This is a genomic window from Streptomyces sp. NPDC020489 (genome assembly GCF_044386545.1).
Lineage (GTDB): Bacteria > Actinomycetota > Actinomycetes > Streptomycetales > Streptomycetaceae > Streptomyces.
Map to the genome: position 1 here is coordinate 512,123 of NZ_JBIRUZ010000001.1, position 16,734 is coordinate 528,856.

Annotated in this window: 11 protein-coding genes; 5 read left to right on the top strand and 6 right to left on the bottom strand. The window is 71.1% G+C overall.

The annotated features are described in order from the left end of the window. Positions 1-76: 76 nt before the first annotated feature. The 4 genes from ACH41F_RS02295 (at position 77) to ACH41F_RS02310 (ending at position 9,126) form a co-directional block, all read left to right on the top strand. The gene (locus ACH41F_RS02295; RefSeq protein WP_398832282.1) at positions 77-1,459 is read left to right on the top strand and encodes an alpha-amylase family protein; all 1,383 of its coding nucleotides are present in this window, start codon (positions 77-79) and stop codon (positions 1,457-1,459) included. A gap of 118 nt (positions 1,460-1,577) precedes the next feature. Continuing rightward, on the top strand, positions 1,578-6,995 hold the full coding sequence (gene pulA, locus ACH41F_RS02300; RefSeq protein ID WP_398832284.1) for a pullulanase-type alpha-1,6-glucosidase: 5,418 nt from the start codon (positions 1,578-1,580) through the stop codon (positions 6,993-6,995). Positions 6,996-7,064: 69 nt separating this feature from the next. After that, positions 7,065-8,684: a SpoIIE family protein phosphatase gene (locus tag ACH41F_RS02305; RefSeq protein WP_398832286.1), complete on the top strand. Its 1,620-nt coding sequence runs from the start codon at positions 7,065-7,067 to the stop codon at positions 8,682-8,684. A 70-nt stretch (positions 8,685-8,754) separates the two neighbouring features. Then, the gene (locus ACH41F_RS02310) at positions 8,755-9,126 is read left to right on the top strand and encodes a 5-carboxymethyl-2-hydroxymuconate Delta-isomerase (RefSeq protein ID WP_391229722.1); all 372 of its coding nucleotides are present in this window, start codon (positions 8,755-8,757) and stop codon (positions 9,124-9,126) included. Here the strand turns inward: ACH41F_RS02310 and ACH41F_RS02315 are convergent. From ACH41F_RS02315 to ACH41F_RS02325, 3 genes are all read right to left on the bottom strand, one after another. Further along, positions 9,123-9,812, bottom strand: a complete 690-nt coding sequence (locus tag ACH41F_RS02315; RefSeq protein WP_391229724.1) for a TetR family transcriptional regulator — start codon at positions 9,810-9,812, stop codon at positions 9,123-9,125. The two genes, ACH41F_RS02310 and ACH41F_RS02315, sit on opposite strands and share 4 nt — an antisense overlap. 113 nt (positions 9,813-9,925) lie before the next feature. Beyond that, positions 9,926-11,845, bottom strand: coding sequence for a hypothetical protein (locus ACH41F_RS02320; RefSeq protein WP_398832289.1), 1,920 nt, complete (start codon positions 11,843-11,845; stop codon positions 9,926-9,928). A 49-nt stretch (positions 11,846-11,894) separates the two neighbouring features. Then, positions 11,895-12,395 carry a tetratricopeptide repeat protein gene (locus ACH41F_RS02325; protein WP_391229730.1) on the bottom strand — a complete coding sequence of 167 codons (501 nt, stop codon included), beginning with the start codon at positions 12,393-12,395 and terminating at the stop codon, positions 11,895-11,897. 116 nt (positions 12,396-12,511) lie between these two features. Here ACH41F_RS02325 and ACH41F_RS02330 point away from each other — a divergent pair, with 116 nt between their 5' ends. After that, positions 12,512-12,937 carry a hypothetical protein gene (locus ACH41F_RS02330; protein ID WP_398832291.1) on the top strand — a complete coding sequence of 142 codons (426 nt, stop codon included), beginning with the start codon at positions 12,512-12,514 and terminating at the stop codon, positions 12,935-12,937. 68 nt (positions 12,938-13,005) lie between these two features. Here ACH41F_RS02330 and ACH41F_RS02335 read toward each other — a convergent pair whose 3' ends face one another. The 3 genes from ACH41F_RS02335 to ACH41F_RS02345 form a co-directional block, all read right to left on the bottom strand. Continuing rightward, on the bottom strand, positions 13,006-14,550 hold the full coding sequence (locus tag ACH41F_RS02335) for a DUF1996 domain-containing protein (RefSeq protein WP_398832294.1): 1,545 nt from the start codon (positions 14,548-14,550) through the stop codon (positions 13,006-13,008). A 182-nt stretch (positions 14,551-14,732) separates the two neighbouring features. Then, complete coding sequence (locus ACH41F_RS02340; RefSeq protein ID WP_391229736.1) at positions 14,733-15,386, bottom strand: LuxR C-terminal-related transcriptional regulator; 654 nt, start codon at positions 15,384-15,386, stop codon at positions 14,733-14,735. Beyond that, complete coding sequence (locus ACH41F_RS02345; RefSeq protein WP_398832297.1) at positions 15,371-16,636, bottom strand: sensor histidine kinase; 1,266 nt, start codon at positions 16,634-16,636, stop codon at positions 15,371-15,373. The genes ACH41F_RS02340 and ACH41F_RS02345 overlap by 16 nt, the downstream gene beginning before the upstream one ends. Positions 16,637-16,734 lie beyond the last annotated feature (98 nt).

Consider the following 16,734-nt stretch of genomic DNA (forward strand, 5'->3'; position numbering starts at 1 on the left):
GCTGTAAACCTTTCGTCGGCGGTACGTTCACGCCGACGTCGGGCAAGGGTGCCCGCCCGTCCGCAAGGAGCCCCCCGTGATATCGAGATGGTCCGCCAGCGCCTCCCTGACCGCGCTCGCCGCAGCCGCGGCCCTCCTCACCCCCGCCGGGACCGCCCACGCCTCCCCGCCCGGCACCAAGGACGTCACCGCGGTGATGTTCGAGTGGAACTTCGCCTCCGTCGCCAAGGAGTGCACCCGCACCCTCGGCCCCGCCGGTTACGGCTACGTCCAGGTCTCCCCGCCCGCCGAGCACATCCAGGGCTCGCAGTGGTGGACGTCGTACCAGCCCGTCAGTTACCGGATCGCCGGGCGCCTCGGCGACGCCACCGCCTTCAAGAGCATGGTGGACACGTGTCACGCGGCCGGCGTGAAGGTCGTCGTCGACACCGTGATCAACCACATGTCCGCGGGCAGCGGCACCGGCACCGGCGGCTCGTCGTACACCAAGTACGCCTACCCGGGCCTGTACTCGTCCTACGACTTCGACGACTGCACGTCCACCATCACCGACTACACCAACCGCGCCAACGTCCAGAACTGCGAACTCGTCGGCCTCGCCGACCTGGACACCGGCGAGCCGTACGTCCGCGCCACCATCGCCGGATACCTGAACTCCCTGCTCGGCTACGGGGTGGACGGCTTCCGCATCGACGCGGCCAAGCACATCCCGGCGGCCGACCTCGCCAACATCAGGTCGCGGCTGTCCAACACCTCCGCGTACTGGAAGCAGGAGGTCATCTTCGGCAGCGGAGAGGCCGTCCAGCCCACCGAGTACACGGGCAACGGCGATGTGCAGGAGTTCCGTTACGCCTTCGACCTCAAGCGCGTCTTCACCAACGAGAACCTCGCCTATCTGAAGAACTACGGCGAGGGCTGGGGGTACCTGAGCAGCTCGGTCGCCGGTGTCTTCGTCGACAACCACGACACCGAGCGCAACGGCTCCACCCTCACCTACAAGGACGGCGCGACCTACACCCTGGCCAACGTCTTCATGCTCGCCCACCCGTACGGCGCCCCGGACGTCAACTCCGGCTACGAGTGGTCCTCCACCGACGCCGGGCCGCCCAACAACGGCTCGGTAACCGCCTGTTGGCAGGACGGCTGGAAGTGCCAGCACGCCTGGCCGGAGATCCTGCGCATGGTCGCCTTCCGCAACGCCACCCGCGGCCAGGCCGTCACCGACTGGTGGGACAACGGGGGCGACGCCATCGCCTTCGGGCGCGGCAGCAAGGGGTACGTGGCGATCAACCACGAGTCGGGCAGCCTGAGCCGCACCTACCAGACCTCCCTCGCCGCCGGTACGTACTGCAACGTGCAGAACAACACCACGGTGAGCGTGAACTCCGCCGGCCAGTTCACCGCGACGCTGGGCGCCCACACGGCCCTCGCGATCTACGCGGGCAAGTCGAGCTGCTGAGTCGTTCTGAAACTTCTTTCCATTGCTTTCACGACTCTTGCTGTAAGCGTTGCGGCGGCGATACGGTCGCGCGGGGTCGGACCCACGTAGAGCCGCCGCAATCGCAAGGAGTCCATCCGTGATACCGAGATGGCCGTCGCCGTCGAGGCGCCGCACCGCCCACGCCGGACGGATCGCCGCGGTCACCGTCACCGCGCTGGCCGCAGCGCTCGTCCAACCCCTCGCGGCGCGGGCCGACACCCCGCCTCCGCCACCGTCCGACGCCAAGCTCGCCGCCGAGCCCGCCCGGCACGACGCCACCCGCGAGCAGTTCTACTTCGTCCTGCCGGACCGTTTCGCCAACGGCGACACCGGCAACGACAAGGGCGGCCTGACCGGCACCCGCCTCACCACCGGGTACGACCCCACCGACAAGGGCTTCTACCAGGGCGGCGACCTCAAGGGCCTGACGCAGAAGCTCGACTACATCAAGGGCCTGGGCACCACCGCCATCTGGATGGCCCCCCTCTTCAAGAACCAGCCCGTGCAGGGGACCGGCAGCGACGCCTCCGCCGGCTACCACGGCTACTGGATCACCGACTTCACCCAGGTCGACCCGCACTTCGGGACGAACAAGGACCTGGAGAACCTGATCTCCAAGGCCCACGCCAAGGGCATGAAGGTCTTCTTCGACGTCATCACCAACCACACCGCCGACGTCGTCGACTACGAGGAGAAGTCTTACGGCTACCTCTCCAAGGGCGCCTTCCCGTACCTGACGGAGGACGGCGAGCCCTTCGACGACTCCGACCACGCCGACGGCGAGCGGGACTTCCCCGACGTCGACACCGACTCCTTCCCGCGCACGCCGACCGTGGCCGCCGCGAGGAAGAACGTCAAGGTGCCGTCGTGGCTCAACGACCCCACGATGTACCACAACCGCGGCGACTCCACCTTCGCCGGTGAGAGCTCCGACCAGGGCGACTTCTCCGGCCTCGACGACCTGTGGACCGAGCGTCCCGAGGTCGTCAGCGGCATGGAGAAGATCTACGAGAGATGGGTGCGGGACTTCCGGGTCGACGGCTTTCGGATCGACACCGTGAAGCACGTCAACACCGAGTTCTGGACCCAGTGGGCCACCGCCCTCGACGCCTACGCCGCCAAGAGGGGGCGCGAGGACTTCTTCATGTTCGGCGAGGTCTACTCCGCCGACACGGACGTCACCTCGCCCTACGTCACCCAGGGCCGCCTCGACGCCACGCTCGACTTCCCCTTCCAGGAGGCGGCGCGGCAGTACGCCTCCCAGGGCGGCAGCGCCCAGCGGCTGGCCGCGGTCTTCGGCGACGACTACAAGTACACGACCGACAAGGCCAACGCGTACGAGCAGGTCACCTTCCTCGGCAACCACGACATGGGCCGCATCGGGTCCTTCCTGAAACAGGACAACCCGAAGGCGACCGACGCCGAGCTGCTCGCCAAGGGCAGGCTCGCCAACGAGCTGATGTTCCTCAGCCGCGGCAACCCGGTCGTCTACTACGGCGACGAGCAGGGCTTCACGGGCGCCGGCGGCGACAAGGACGCCCGCCAGACGATGTTCGCCTCGAAGACCGCCGACTACCTCGACGACGACGAGATCGGCACCGACCGCACCCACGCGAGCGACGCGTACGACACGAACACGCCGCTCTACCGGCAGATCGCCGCACTCGCCAAGCTCCGCAAGGCCGACCCGGCCCTCACCGACGGCGTCCAGACCGAGCGCCACGCGGCCGACGGCCCCGGGGTCTACGCCTTCTCGCGCACCGACGCCAAGACGGGCACCGAGTACGTCGTGGCGTTCAACAACGCCGGTGAGACCAAGTCGGCGACGTTCGCGGTGGGTTCGGCCGGCATGACGTACCACGGGCGCTACGGCACCGACGCCACCGTGACGTCGGGCGGCGACAAGAGGCTCACCGTCAGCGTCCCGGCCGGCTCCGCGATCGTCCTCAAGGCGGCCGGCAGGCCCGCCAAGCCCGCCACCGCGCCGACGCTCACCCTCAAGGCCCCGACCCCCGGCGCCACCGGCACGGTGGAGATCTCCGCCGACGTCGACGGCGGCGGCCTGAACCGGGTCGTCTTCGCCGCGCAGGTCGCGGGCGGTAAGTGGCGCACCCTCGGCTCCGCCGACCACGCCCCGTACAAGGTCACACAGGTCCTCGGGAAGAAGCTGCCGACCGGAACCGCGCTGCGCTACAAGGCCGTTGTCATCGACTCGGCAGGCCGCACCGCGAGCGCCACGGCGGCCTCCACCACCGGCACCCCGCCCGCCGAGGAGATCCCCACCGCCTCCTCCCGCGACTACGCGATCGTGCACTACAAGCGCACCGACGGCGACTACGCCAACTGGGGCCTGTACGCCTGGGGCGACATCGCCGACGGCGAGGCCACGAACTGGCCGGACAGCCACCCCTTCATCGGCCGTGACGCCTACGGGGCCTTCGCCTGGGTCAAGTTGAAGCCGGGCGCCAGCAGCGTCGGCTACCTCGTCATCGACAAGGACGGCACCAAGGACGTCTCCGCCGACCGCACGATCGACGTCACCAGAACCGGCGAGGTGTGGATCGAGCAGGGCAAGACGGACGTCGTCACCGAGAGGCCGGACTACCCCGCGCAGGACAAGACCAAGGCGGTCCTGCACTACCACCGGGCCGACGGGAACTACGACGGCTGGGGACTGCACGTCTGGACGGGCGCCGCGAACCCCACGGACTGGTCGAAGCCCCTTCAGCCGGTGAAGACTGACGCCTATGGCGCGGTCTACGAGGTTCCGCTCACCGACGGGGCCACCAGCCTCAGCTACATCCTCCACAAGGGCGACGAGAAGGACCTGCCCGGCGACCAGTCGCTGGACCTCACGGCGAACGGCCACGAGGTGTGGCTGGTGAACGGCCAGGAGAAGTACCTGCTCCCGCAGCCCGCGGGCACCGCGGCCGCCCTCGACCTGACCACCGCCAAGGCGGTCTGGCTCGACCGCGACACGGTCGCCTGGAACGGCGCCGAGACGGCCGCCTCCACCCAGCTGCTCTACAGCCGCAGCGGCTCGATCACGGCCCGGAACGGGACGCTGACCAGCGACGACGAGCGCTGGCTGCGACTGTCGAAAGCCACCCTCACCGACGCCCAGAAGAAGAGGTTCCCGCACCTGAAGGGCTACACCGCCTGGACGGTCGACCCGCGGGACCGCGACCGGGTCCGCGAGGCACTGAGGGGCCAGGTCGTCGCCTCCCAGCGGGCCGTGAACGGCGCCGTGCTCGCGGCGACCGGGGTGCAGCTCGCCGGCGTCCTCGACGATCTGTACCCGGGCGCGACCAAGGCGGAGCTGGGCCCCACGTTCGACAGGAGCGGCCGCCCGAGGCTGTCCGTGTGGGCGCCGACCGCGCAGAACGTGGCCCTGGAGCTCGACGGCTCCACGGTGCGGATGAAGCGCGACGCCGCCACCGGCGTCTGGTCCGTCACCGGCCCCACGTCCTGGAAGGGCAAGGCCTACCGGTACGTGGTGAAGGTCTGGGCCCCCAGCGTCCGGAAGGTCGTCACCAACAAGGTCACCGACCCCTACTCGGTCGCCCTGACCACCGACTCCGAGCGCAGCCTCGTCGTCGACCTGCACGACAAGTCCCTCGCCCCGCGCGGCTGGTCGACGTACACCAAGCCGAAGGCCGTCCCGCTCAAGGACGCCCAGATCCAGGAGCTGCACGTCCGGGACTTCTCCGTCGCGGACCGGACCGCCAGTGACCCGGGGACGTACCTCGCCTTCACCGACAAGGACAGCGACGGCTCCAGGCACCTGAAGGCGCTCGCGAGGTCGGGCACCTCCTACGTCCATCTCCTCCCGGCCTTCGACATCGCCACCATCCCCGAGCGCCGCGCGGACCAGGCGACCCCGGACTGCGACCTGGCCTCCTACCCGGCCGACTCCGACAAGCAGCAGGAGTGCGTGGCGAAGTCCGCGGCCAAGGACGCCTACAACTGGGGCTACGACCCCTACCACTACACGGTCCCCGAGGGCTCGTACGCCACCGATCCCGAAGGTACCGCCCGTACCGTCGAGTTCCGCGAGATGGTCAAGTCCCTGAACGAGGACGGCCTGCGGGTCGTCATGGACGTCGTCTACAACCACACCGCCGCCAGCGGCCAGGCCGACACCAGCGTCCTCGACAAGGTCGTCCCCGGCTACTACCAGCGCCTGCTCGCCGACGGCTCGGTCGCCAACAGCACCTGCTGCTCCAACACGGCCACCGAGAACGCCATGATGGGCAAGCTGGTCGTCGACTCCATCGTCACCTGGGCCAAGGAGTACAAGGTCGACGGCTTCCGCTTCGACTTGATGGGCCACCACCCGAAGGCCAACATCCTGGCGGTCCGCAAGGCCCTGGACGCGCTGACCCCCGCCAAGGACGGCGTCGACGGCAAGAAGATCATCCTGTACGGCGAGGGCTGGAACTTCGGCGAGGTCGCCGACGACGCCCGCTTCGTCCAGGCCACCCAGAAGAACATGGCCGGAACCGGCATCGCCACCTTCTCCGACCGGGCCCGCGACGCGGTGCGCGGCGGCGGCCCCTTCGACGAGGACCCGGGCGTCCAGGGCTTCGCCTCCGGCCTCTACACCGACCCCAACTCCTCCACCAGCAACGGCACCTCGGCCGAGCAGCGGTCCCGCCTGCTGCACTACCAGGACCTCATCAAGGTCGGCCTCTCGGGCAACCTGAGCGCGTACACCTTCACCGACACCAGCGGCAAGGAGGTCAAGGGCTCCGACGTCGACTACAACGGCGCCCCCGCCGGCTACGCGGACGCCCCCGGCGACGCCCTCGCCTACGCCGACGCGCACGACAACGAGTCGCTGTTCGACGCGCTGACGTACAAACTGCCCGCCACCACCAGCGCCGACGACCGCGCCCGGATGCAGGTCCTCGCCATGGCGACCGCGACCCTCTCGCAGGGCCCGTCGCTCTCCCAGGCGGGCACCGACCTGTTGCGCTCCAAGTCCCTGGACCGCAACTCCTACGACAGCGGCGACTGGTTCAACGCCATCCACTGGAACTGCCGGGACGGCAACGGCTTCGGACGCGGACTGCCGATGGCGGCCGACAACGCGTCCAAGTGGACCTGGGCCAAGCCGCTGTTGGGCTCGGTCGAGGTCGGCTGCCCGCAGATCGAGGGCGCCTCGGCGGCCTACCGGGACCTGCTGCGGATCCGGGCGACGGAGAGCCTGTTCTCCCTCGGCACGGCCGCGCAGGTGCAGTCGCAGCTCTCCTTCCCGCTCTCGGGCACCGAGGAGACGCCGGGCGTGATCACCATGGCGCTCGGTGACCGCAGCGATCTCGTCGTGGTGTTCAACGCGACGCCGCGGGCGCAGGAGCAGCGGGTGGCCGCGCTGGCCGGTACGGCGTACGCGCTGCACGAGGTGCAGGCGGCGGGCGCGGACTCCACCGTCAAGAGGTCGTCCTACGAACGGGCTTCGGGCACCTTCACCGTTCCCGGGCGGACCGTGGCCGTATTCTCCCGCGATTCCTGACCAGGGCACTACCGTGGTGGGGCAGGCCCGTCCGGGTCTGCCCCACCGTGCTGTCCAAGGGCTGAACGCATGGACGTCAAAGGAAACCCGACCGGCACGACCGTGATGCTCGTGGACGACACGGAAGCGAGCCGGTCCGCCCTGGGCACCCTGCTGAGCCGGGCGGGCCACCGGGTCGTCCCGGTCGCCACCGGCGCCGAGGCGCTCGCCGAACTCGACGCACGGCTGCGCAAGGGCACCCTGCCCGACGTGGCCCTCGTCGACGTGGGCCTGCCGGACATGAGCGGCTTCGACCTGTGCCGCCTGTTCAGACAGCGGCCCCACACGGCCGCACTGCCCGTCGTGCACTTCTCGGCCGCCCCGGTGGCCCCGGCCACCTACTGCGAGGGCCTGGGCGCGGGGTTCGAGGCGTATCTGAAGGTGCCCGCAGATCCTCTGGAGATCGAGGCCGTGGTCCGGGCCGCCGTGCGCCACGCACAGGTGCGGGCCGACGACCGGGCCCTCGTGCGGCGGCTGACCCAGCTGTCGGAGACCATCGTCACCATTCAGGCGGCACGCTCCCTGCCGGAACTCGCCGACGCGGCGGCCGAGGGCACCGCCCGGCTCACGGGCACCCCCGCCGCCGCCTTCGTCCTGGACCAGGGCGACCGCCTGTACCGCGGCCTGTCCCGGGACCGCATCCCCGTGGCCCTTCCCGACGACGCGGCCAACCGGGCGGTGGCCACCCTGCTCCAGCGGCTCGCCCGGGGACAGTCCGCCATGCAGCTCACGACGGTGCCCGCGCCGATGTGGCCGGCCGGGTACTTCCGGCCCGGCGTGGAGCACGACGCCCGGCTGGCACTCGTCCCCACCCAGGACGGCAGGGCGGCCGTGTGCCTGGCGGCTCCCGCCCGCGGGATGCGCCGCATGGGCGGCGAGAGCGACACCCTGCTGGCCCGGCTGGCCCAGGCCACCGCGTTCGCCGCCCATCCGCTGCTCATGTACCAGGTGGAGCGGCACGTCGCCCTCACCCTCCAGCACAGCTTCCTGCCCCAGCCGCACCGGCTGCCGGAGCTGCCGGGCGTGGACGTCGTGGTCCGCTATGTGCCCGCCTCCCAGGAGACCGAGATCGGCGGCGACTTCTACGCGGTGCTGCGGACCGACGACGGCGTGCTCACCGCGGTCGGCGACGTCGTCGGGCACTCGCTGGACGCGGCCACCGTCATGGTGGAGATCCGGCACGCGCTGCGCGCCTACGCCGTCGAGGACAGTGACCCGGCCGTGCTCGCCGAGCGCCTGGACCGGATGCTCCGGCGCTACCACCCCGACCTCACGGCCACCGTCTGCCTGGCCCTGATCGACCCCGGCACCGGGCGGACGCGCCTGGCCAACGCGGGGCACATCCCGCCGCTGATCGTCCGGGACACCGGCGGCGCCGACTACGTCAAGGCGGCAGGACCGCTGCTCGGCATCGGCCTGCCCCGTCCGCCGGCCACCGAGTTCTTCCTCGAACCCACCGACCGGCTCCTCATGGTCACCGACGGCCTGATCGAGACCCGCGGCGTCGACCTCGCGGCCTCGATGGAGCACCTCCGCGCGGCCGCGGTCGGCTCCCTGCCTGGCCTGGACGCCCTGTGCGACACCCTCCTGGCCTCCTTCGGCCATGACCGGGAGGACGACATCGCCATGCTCGCGCTGCGGTTGCGATGAGACGGCCCTGTGAGGGCTCCCGCACGACGGTTAGGGTGCCCTCGTCGCCCTAGAACAGGAGTCCGTCCTCATGCCGCAGATCACCATCGAACGCTCCCCGCACCTCGACCACGTCGACTGGGAGGAGTTCGCCCTCGCGCTGCACCCGGTGGTCGTCGAGACCGCGGCCGCGAAGCTGGAGGCGTGCAAGACGCGAGTGCTGCGCACCGGGGACGAGGCGGTCGGCGGCGAGAAGGAGGGCCACGCGATCGTGAACGTCACGCTCGCGCTGCTCGCCGGACGGACCGAGGAGACCAAGGCGAAGCTCACCGAGGCCGTGGTGGAGCTGCTGCGCAAGCACGTCGGGCCCCAGGACGGCGTCACCGTGCACCTCTCCGCGGAGGTGCGCGACCTGGACGCCTCCTACACCAAGGCCGTCCTGGAGAACCCGGTGAGGTCCTAGGAGGCCAGCGCGATCAGCCGGGCCGCCAGGTCGGTGAACGGCCCGTCACCCGGCTCGTCCCGCAGGATCCGGGACAGCAGCGTGCGCATCTCCTCGTCGTGGGCCGCGCTCACCGCGGCCAGCGCGGCGAAGTCCTGCACGAGCTGCTTCTCCAGCTCGGCGCGCGGGATGCGCCGGCCGTCCAGCCAGATCAGCGCGGTCGACTCGGCGAGGGAGATCCAGGAGCGGATGACCAGCTCCAGCCGCGGCGGCGGATCCTCCACCCGCAGATGCGAAAGGATCTGGTCGTAGGCGGCCTGCCGTACGGCGTCGATGAGCGCGTTCGTCGCCGAGGAGCCGACCGCCGGACCGCCCCGCATCAGCGCCGAGAAACCGGGCCCGTGGTCGTCGACGAAGTCGAAGTAGCGCCGCATCACCCGCAGCAGACGGCCCCCCAGGGGCCCTTCCCGCGGCTCGACGAACCGACTCGACAAATCGTCCGCCGCGCGCTTCAACGCGGCCTCGTACAGGCTGAGTTTGCCGGGAAAGTAGTGGTAGACCAGCGGGCGCGAGATGCCGGCCGCGGTCGCTATCTCGTCGATGGAGACGTCGTCGGGCGAGCGTTGGCTGAACAGTTCGAGGGCGACGCCGATCAGCTGCTGCCGCCGCTCCTCGACTCCCATTCTTCGCCGTACCCCGGTAGTCATGCGAACACCTTACCGATCGGATCCGGCCTGGAACGGCCCGGTCCGGTCAAGGGTGTTCACAGAACCAGCACAAGCGGATCACTTCGCATGGGGCCGGCGACGGGACGGCCGGACTACCGGAGCCCGTTGATCGTCCGCCCGTCCTCCAGCGTCCCCTTCAGCCCGGCCCGCGCGCCCTCCTTGGTCTTCACGGCCAGCAGGTTCCCCCGCGCGGAGCCGCTCACCGCACCCGTCGTACGGATCGACGCCGTGTTCGCGCTGCCCGCGGCCAGCAGGTACCACGACCCCGTCTGGGACTTCCACAGCACACCCGCCAGCACCTGCGGGTCCCGCGGCCCGCACGCCGGGACGTTCTCGCCCTGTGCCGCGACCGCCCCGTAGGCCCCGCCCGGGGTGTGGAACTGCGCCAGCGTCCGGGTGCCGCCACCGCGCCAGGTCTCGGCGCGCGTGCACACCCAGTCCGCCGCCCCGCCCGCGTCGGGCAGCGGCTGCTCGGCGTACGCCCACGCGTTCACCGTCCGCACCCCCGCCGAGCGCATCGCTGACAGGGAACAGGCGAACGGCGCCCAGGTACGCAGCGCCTGGGCGCCCGAGGCCTCGTGGAGCGCGCCCGGGCGGCCGGTGGTGAGCCGCGCCGGGACCAGTTCGCCGAGGTCGGTCAGCAGCCGGGTGCCGTCGCGGTCCGTCAGTTCCAGGACGTTCCAGGACGTGCAGCCGCCGTTGCCCCGGGCCGGACCGGACAGCGGCGAGGTCACCCCGTCGGTGAGCGGCAGGGCCATCGCGCCGGAGGAGGGCTTCAGCAGGTCCCGCTCGGCGGCCTTCTTCACCCAAGGGGCCATCAGATAGCGGACGTTGCCGTCCGACCGGCCCAGCACGACCGCGCTCGCCTCGGCGGAGGTCGCGCCGTCCACCCGGGCGAAGTCGAGGGCCGCGCCCTGCGTGCCGTCCTTCGGCTCGGCGTAGCGGGCGATGCGCAGACCGTCGTAGAGGATCACCACGCGCGCGCTGTCGACGGTGCCCGCGTAGAGGAGCTGGGCCGGTCCGGCGGGCCCGCCGGACGGGGTGCCGGGGGTCGCGGAGACGTGGACGGTCTGGCCGGGGCGGGCCCACACCGCGAGGGCGCGGCGCAGGAGCGCGGTGTCGTCGGTGAGGTCGCCGCGGGCGGGCCAGACGGAGAAGTCGTTGCGGGAGGCGGCCTGCCAGGCGAGGGCCGGGACGCGGACCAGCCGGCCCGGGTCGAGGGCGGCCTGCGCGGCGGGGTTCTGCGCGTACGGCGGCGCGGCGGCACCGTCCGGTGCCCAGCCGTCGCCCGGCAGCCCCAGCAGGGCCCCGCACACGGCGAGCGCGGCGGCGGTGGCGAGCCCGGCCTTCAGGTGCTGGCGCCGCCGCATGAGGTCGGTGGGCCGGGCCTGGAGGGAGCAGGGGTCGAACTCGGGGGCGTCGAGGAGCGGGTACCGCTCGGCCGGGACGGTGTCGGCCTCCTCCAGCGCCGCGTCCGTCCCCGTCACCCCGACCGCGGTGAGCACCCGCCGCACGTCTCCGTCGGGGAGCCGCTCCAGGCCGCGCAGGACATAGGCGGCACGCCCCGGGGCCGACAGCGTGGACAGCTTCTGGTCCAGGGCGAGTTCGTCGGCGCCGCCCGAGCGCGGGAAGAGCCGCAGGCCCCACACCTGGGGGAGCAGCGGCGGCAGCTGGGAGCGCTTCGGCCACGCCTTGCGGCTCAGCGGCCGGCCCGCCTCCAGCGCCGTACGCAGCACCTGGAGGCGGACGAACGCGTACCCCGGGTCGCCGTCGCGGCCGGTCGACTGGGCCGGGATGACCGGCGTCTCGGCCCGGCCGCGGGGCAGCGCGCGCTGGGTGAGGGCGTGCGCCGTCAGGACCCGCCGGTTGCGGCCGAGGCTCGGCGGCAGCACCAGATAGGCGAGCCGGACGAGCCGGGGGTAGTGCTCGACGAGCGCGGCCTCGGCCTGTTCGACGTCGACGAACGGCTCGGGGGCGGGTGCGGGGCGCGGTTCGACATCCTGTGACTGCACGTTCAGCAGAACGAGCGAATCGTGAGTTGGTCACCGCCGCCCGGGTGAGTCAGGCCCCCGGCTCCACCAGAGCACGCGCGTAGCGGGCCATCGACCGCTGGTAGCGCGGCAGATGGGGGGCCAGCGCGCCGAGGACGAGCGAGAGGCCCTCGCGGTCCCGGCCCAGGCTGGACAGGCACAGCGCGAGCGTCGCGCGTACGGCGTCGTCCAACTCGTCCGAAGGGGCGTCCAGTTCGGGCGTCAGCAGCTTGACGCCCTCCTCGGCCTGCCCGATGTTCCGCAGCGAACTGGACAGCTGGATCTTGGCCCGGCGGCCCTTGTACCCGGTCAGGCCCAGCGCCAGCGCCTCCCGGTACAGCGGGACGGCCCGGTCGGAGTGGCCGGTGGAGTCCCAGGCGCAGGCCCGCTCGAAGGGCCCGTCCGGATGGCCGGCGGGGAGTTCGGCGACGAGGTCGTCGATCACCGCGCGGAACTCGGCGGCTCGCTCCTCGGGGTAGTCGTCGAAAGTGGCCCAGGCGGCCGTGACCCGCTTTTCCCAGTCGTCGTTCACCGGCACACTCTCGCACGGGTGTGCGCGCCGGGACAGCGGATTTGAGCAGACCCGGGCCCGTGGCCGTATGGAAGGGGACGGGCGCCCAGGCCCACGGGAAGGTTCCGGAGGAACAGATGAGGTTGACCCGACCGATGCTCGCGGCCGCCGCGGCGGCCCTCGTGCTGACCGGCTGCGGATCCGGCGGCGACGACGACAGCGCCGCCGTGCCGCGAACGGCCACCGGCAGCCTGGAGCATCTGGCCGCCGAGGTCGGCTGCGAGCCGACGATCCAGATCGACGCCGACGAGATCCGCCAGGGCTCCTGCCGCAAGAGCGACGCCGACGGCAAGTTCATCCTCGCCACCTTCGCCACCGACCGCGGCCAGCGAGAGTGGATCAACGGGGCCAAGGACTACGGCGGTCACTACCTCGTCGGCCGCAAGTGGATCGCGGTCGGCGCGACGAAGACCGTGACCGCCCTGCGCGCCACGCTCGGCGGCGACATCGAGGAGGGCCAGGACCACTCGGCCCACACGGGAAGCCACTCCGGCGGTCACTGAACATCGGGGCACAAGACAACCGGCGGTGGGAGATCCCACCGCCGGTTCTCTGTGGGGCTAGCCCCGGGTCACTGGCACTTCTGGCCGCTGTTGATGCACTTGACCATCTTGTTCATCGTGTTCGCCGAGAAGAAGTTGATGAAGTCGTTGTGGTCGGTGATCGGCTTGTGCAGGTTCTCCGGGAAGGAGTCCACCGCGTAGGGCTTCACGACCTGTCCGTTCTGGATGGTCGGGGCCGGAACGTTGTAGACCAGCCGGACCTGAAGCTGCGGGATCGCCTTGAAGCCGTTGGCGCAGGTGCCGTCGGCCTGGACGAACGCCACGTGGGTGCGGTGGTTGGCGCTGTCGATGTTCTTGCCGTCCCAGCAGCTCTGGAAGTTGGTCGTACGGACCACCTGGCTGCCCTGCGGGCAGATCGGGTACTTGTCCTTGAGCTGGACCTTGTTCTCGAAGCCGGTGCAGCTCCAGTTCACGTTGGCGTTGGCGTTGCCGTTGACGAAGGCCTTGGCGTCACCGGTGATGATGCGCAGCGCGGTCGGCATGGCGACGACGTTGCCCCGCTTGTTGCCGACGAACTTCAGCTGTGCCTGGGCGGGCTGGAGGATCTTGCCCACGTTGCCCTCGGTGCCACCGCCGGCCGCGTTCTGGTCGAAGTCCTGCGAACCGTCCTGCACGCGCAGCACCGGCCAGAAGTACGACGACTTGTCGCCCTGGTTCTGGCAGGTGGTCTGGGCCCCCGCCAGCTCCTGGTCGCTAGCGAACGCGTCGTTGCTCTGGTTGCCGACGTAGTCGTGCAGGTGGTGGGCGCCGTTGGAGACACCCGGGGCGACGATCACGTTGTCCGTGTTGTGGTTGTCGTTCCCGTTCGTGCCGCACTTGGTGGTGAAGGTGCCTCGCGAACCCGAACGGCCGTTGGCCGGGAGTCCGTTGGCGCCGACACCGAGCTGGGCGTTGGCTTGGACCTTCGTGATGTCCACGAAGTCGGCGGCCGTCGGACCGTTGCCGCCCTGTCCGTTCTGCTGACCACCCTGCTGCTGGCCGCCGCCCTGCTGGCCGCCTTGCTGCTGGCCGCCGTTCTGCTGCTGGCCGCCGCCCTGCTGCTGGCCGCCGGTCTGGCCGGCCGCGCCGTCGTTGGTCTGCGGCTGCGCGGCCGGGACACCGGTGCATCCGGCGAACTGACCCAGGTTGACCACCTGTCCGCCCGCCCGCTGGATGTTGATCCGGATCCGGTCCAGGGCCGCGGACCGCTTGTCCTTGAGCGGGCCGAGGATGGCGTTCTGCACGAACCCCGCGTCCCGCGCCTGCGCCTGGCGGGTGGCGGCGAGCCGTGCGTAGGCCTCGGTGATCTGCTTGTCCAGATTCGCCAGCTCCGTACTCACGCCGTTCCGGGCGCCGTTCGGGACGTTCGTCAGCTTCTGACCGACGTCCGGGCACTGGATCGTGGCGATCTGGGCCCCGGCGGCCTTCACCTGGTTGCGTCCCGCGTTCGACTCATGAGCCGATGCGTAGAAGTTCGCCCAGACAAGCCCGCCCCCACCGAGCGCTAGGGCTGCCGACCCCGCCACGACCTTGGTGGTCATCGACGTACGGCGTTTGCGATTGTTGCGTCCCATGGAACTCCTCTGACTTCCTTGCGGGGGCTATCGAGGCGCCCGACAGGAGTGAAGCGGCGCACTTCCATACGGACGCCGTCCCAAGGGTGTTCAGCCGTCCCACAAACAAATCAGAGGATTGATCGGCCACCTGGCCCCAACAACGGCCTGAGCAGCGGGTGTTACACAGAATCAGGGAGCTGTCACCGGCCCCGGTCCAGATAGGCGAGGACCGCCAGAACGCGTCGATTGTCATCGTCCGACACCTCCAGGCCCAGTTTGGCGAAGATGTTGGAGGTGTGCTTGGCAATGGCCCGTTCCGTGACGACGAGCTGGTCCGCGATCGCGGCGTTGGTACGGCCCTGCGCCATCAGCTCCAGCACCTCCAGCTCCCGGGGCGTCAGCCGCCCGAGCGGCTGGTCGGCCGCCGCCCGCCGGGTCAGCAGCTGCTGGATCACCTGCGGGTCCATGGCCGTCCCGCCCGCCGCCACCCGGCGCACGGCGTCCACGAACTGCGCCGCGTCGAACACCCGGTCCTTCAGCAGGTACCCCACCCCACCGGTGCCGTCCGCCAGCAGCTCCCGCGCGTACAGCTGCTCCACGTGCTGCGACAGCACCAGCACCGGCAGCCCGGGTCGCTCCCGCCGCGCCTGGAGCGCGCACTGCAGGCCCTCGTCGGTGTGCGTGGGCGGCAGCCGTACGTCGACCACGGCGACGTCCGGCTCCAGTTCGGCCAGCGCGCGGGCGAGCTCGGGGCCGGACTCGACGGCCGCGGCGATCTCGAAGTCATGGGCCTCGAGCAACCGGACCAGTCCGTCCCGCAGCAGGAACAGGTCTTCGGCTAGGACAACGCGCAAGGGATCTCCATGGTGACCATGGTGGGACCGCCCGCGGGAGAGCTGACGGCCAGGACGCCGTCGAATGTACCCAGCCGGCGCTCCACCCCGGCCAGCCCCGACCCCGCCCCGACCGTCGCTCCGCCCCTGCCGTCGTCGGTGACGGTGATCCGCAGCATGCCCTCGGCGTGGTGCAGGTCCACCCACAGCCGGTCGGCGCCCGAGTGCTTCACGGCGTTGGTGAGCACCTCGCTGACCGCGAAGTACGCCGCCGTCTCCACCGGCTCCTCGACCCGCCCGGGCAGTTCCACCGTCACCTCGGAGGGCAGCGGCAGCCGCAGCGCCAACGCCCGTACGGCGTCCCCGAGTCCGCGCTCGGCGAGCACCGGCGGATGGATGCCGCGCACCAGGTCGCGCAGCTCGGCGAGAGCGTCCACGGACGACCTGCGGGCCTGCGCGAGCAACTCCCGCGCTTTCTCCGGGTCCTTGTCCAGGAGCATCTCGATGGTGCCCAGGTCCATGCCCATGGCGACCAGCCGGGCCTGCGCCCCGTCGTGCAGATCCCGTTCGATGCGCCGTAGTTCGGCGGCGGAGGTGTCCACGGCGTCACGGCGCGTCTCGGTCAGCACCCGTACCCGCTCGGCGAGTTCGCCCTGGCCGGCGCCGAGGACGGCCCGGGTGAGCCGGAAGTGGGCCTGCAACGCGCGGAGCGTGAAGGAGTGGGCGAACAGGAGGATCACGAGCCCGAGGGCGCCGGCGAGCAGCGCCGTACCCTGCCCGGTGACCGGCACGAACCCGTACCAGTACCCGTCGGGGAACACCCGCCACAGCCCCACCGCCAGCGCGAGCCCCTCCAGCGGATAGAGCACGAGCACGGCCGGGAGCAGCGCGGTGACGAACCCCGCCGTCATGTCGACCGGCAGCCACCGCAGGTCCCGCCAGGTCGCCGGGTCACGCAGCATGCCGAAGGTGCGGGCCCAGGGGTTGGCGTCCGCGGGGATCGGCCGGTACGCCGACGGGATCCGTACCCCGCCCCATTCGGCGGCCAGCACCCGCCGCCAGTCGGCGAACGCCCGCACCCCGGTGAGCACCCACGGTGTGGTGACGATCCCGACGCCGATCGGGATGAGCGCGACGGACACCACCGACAGCGTGAAACAGAGCACGGCCCCCGGCAGCGCGACCAGCGCCAGCCCCAACCCCCGAACCGCCGCCCGTGCCATGCCCTTTGGCCCCACAGGGCCGCTGCCGTCCCGCGTCTCGATGTCCATGGCAGCAGTCTCGCCGAGGTCGGGGGGCGGTGGCACGGGGCCTGGCCACCGGGTCGGGGGGTGGTGCCAGGTACACCCCCCGGGACGCGACACCCCCG

Bases quoted from the DNA above. Each gene is read 5' to 3' on its own strand.
- ACH41F_RS02330 (WP_398832291.1), top strand. From the start codon at position 12,512: ATGAGGTTGACCCGACCGATGCTCGCGGCCGCCGCGGCGGCCCTCGTG.
- ACH41F_RS02310 (WP_391229722.1), top strand. From the start codon at position 8,755: ATGCCGCAGATCACCATCGAACGCTCCCCGCACCTCGACCACGTCGAC.
- ACH41F_RS02315 (WP_391229724.1), bottom strand. From the start codon at position 9,812: ATGACTACCGGGGTACGGCGAAGAATGGGAGTCGAGGAGCGGCGGCAG.
- ACH41F_RS02305 (WP_398832286.1), top strand. From the start codon at position 7,065: ATGGACGTCAAAGGAAACCCGACCGGCACGACCGTGATGCTCGTGGAC.
- ACH41F_RS02345 (WP_398832297.1), bottom strand. From the start codon at position 16,636: ATGGACATCGAGACGCGGGACGGCAGCGGCCCTGTGGGGCCAAAGGGC.
- ACH41F_RS02335 (WP_398832294.1), bottom strand. From the start codon at position 14,550: ATGGGACGCAACAATCGCAAACGCCGTACGTCGATGACCACCAAGGTC.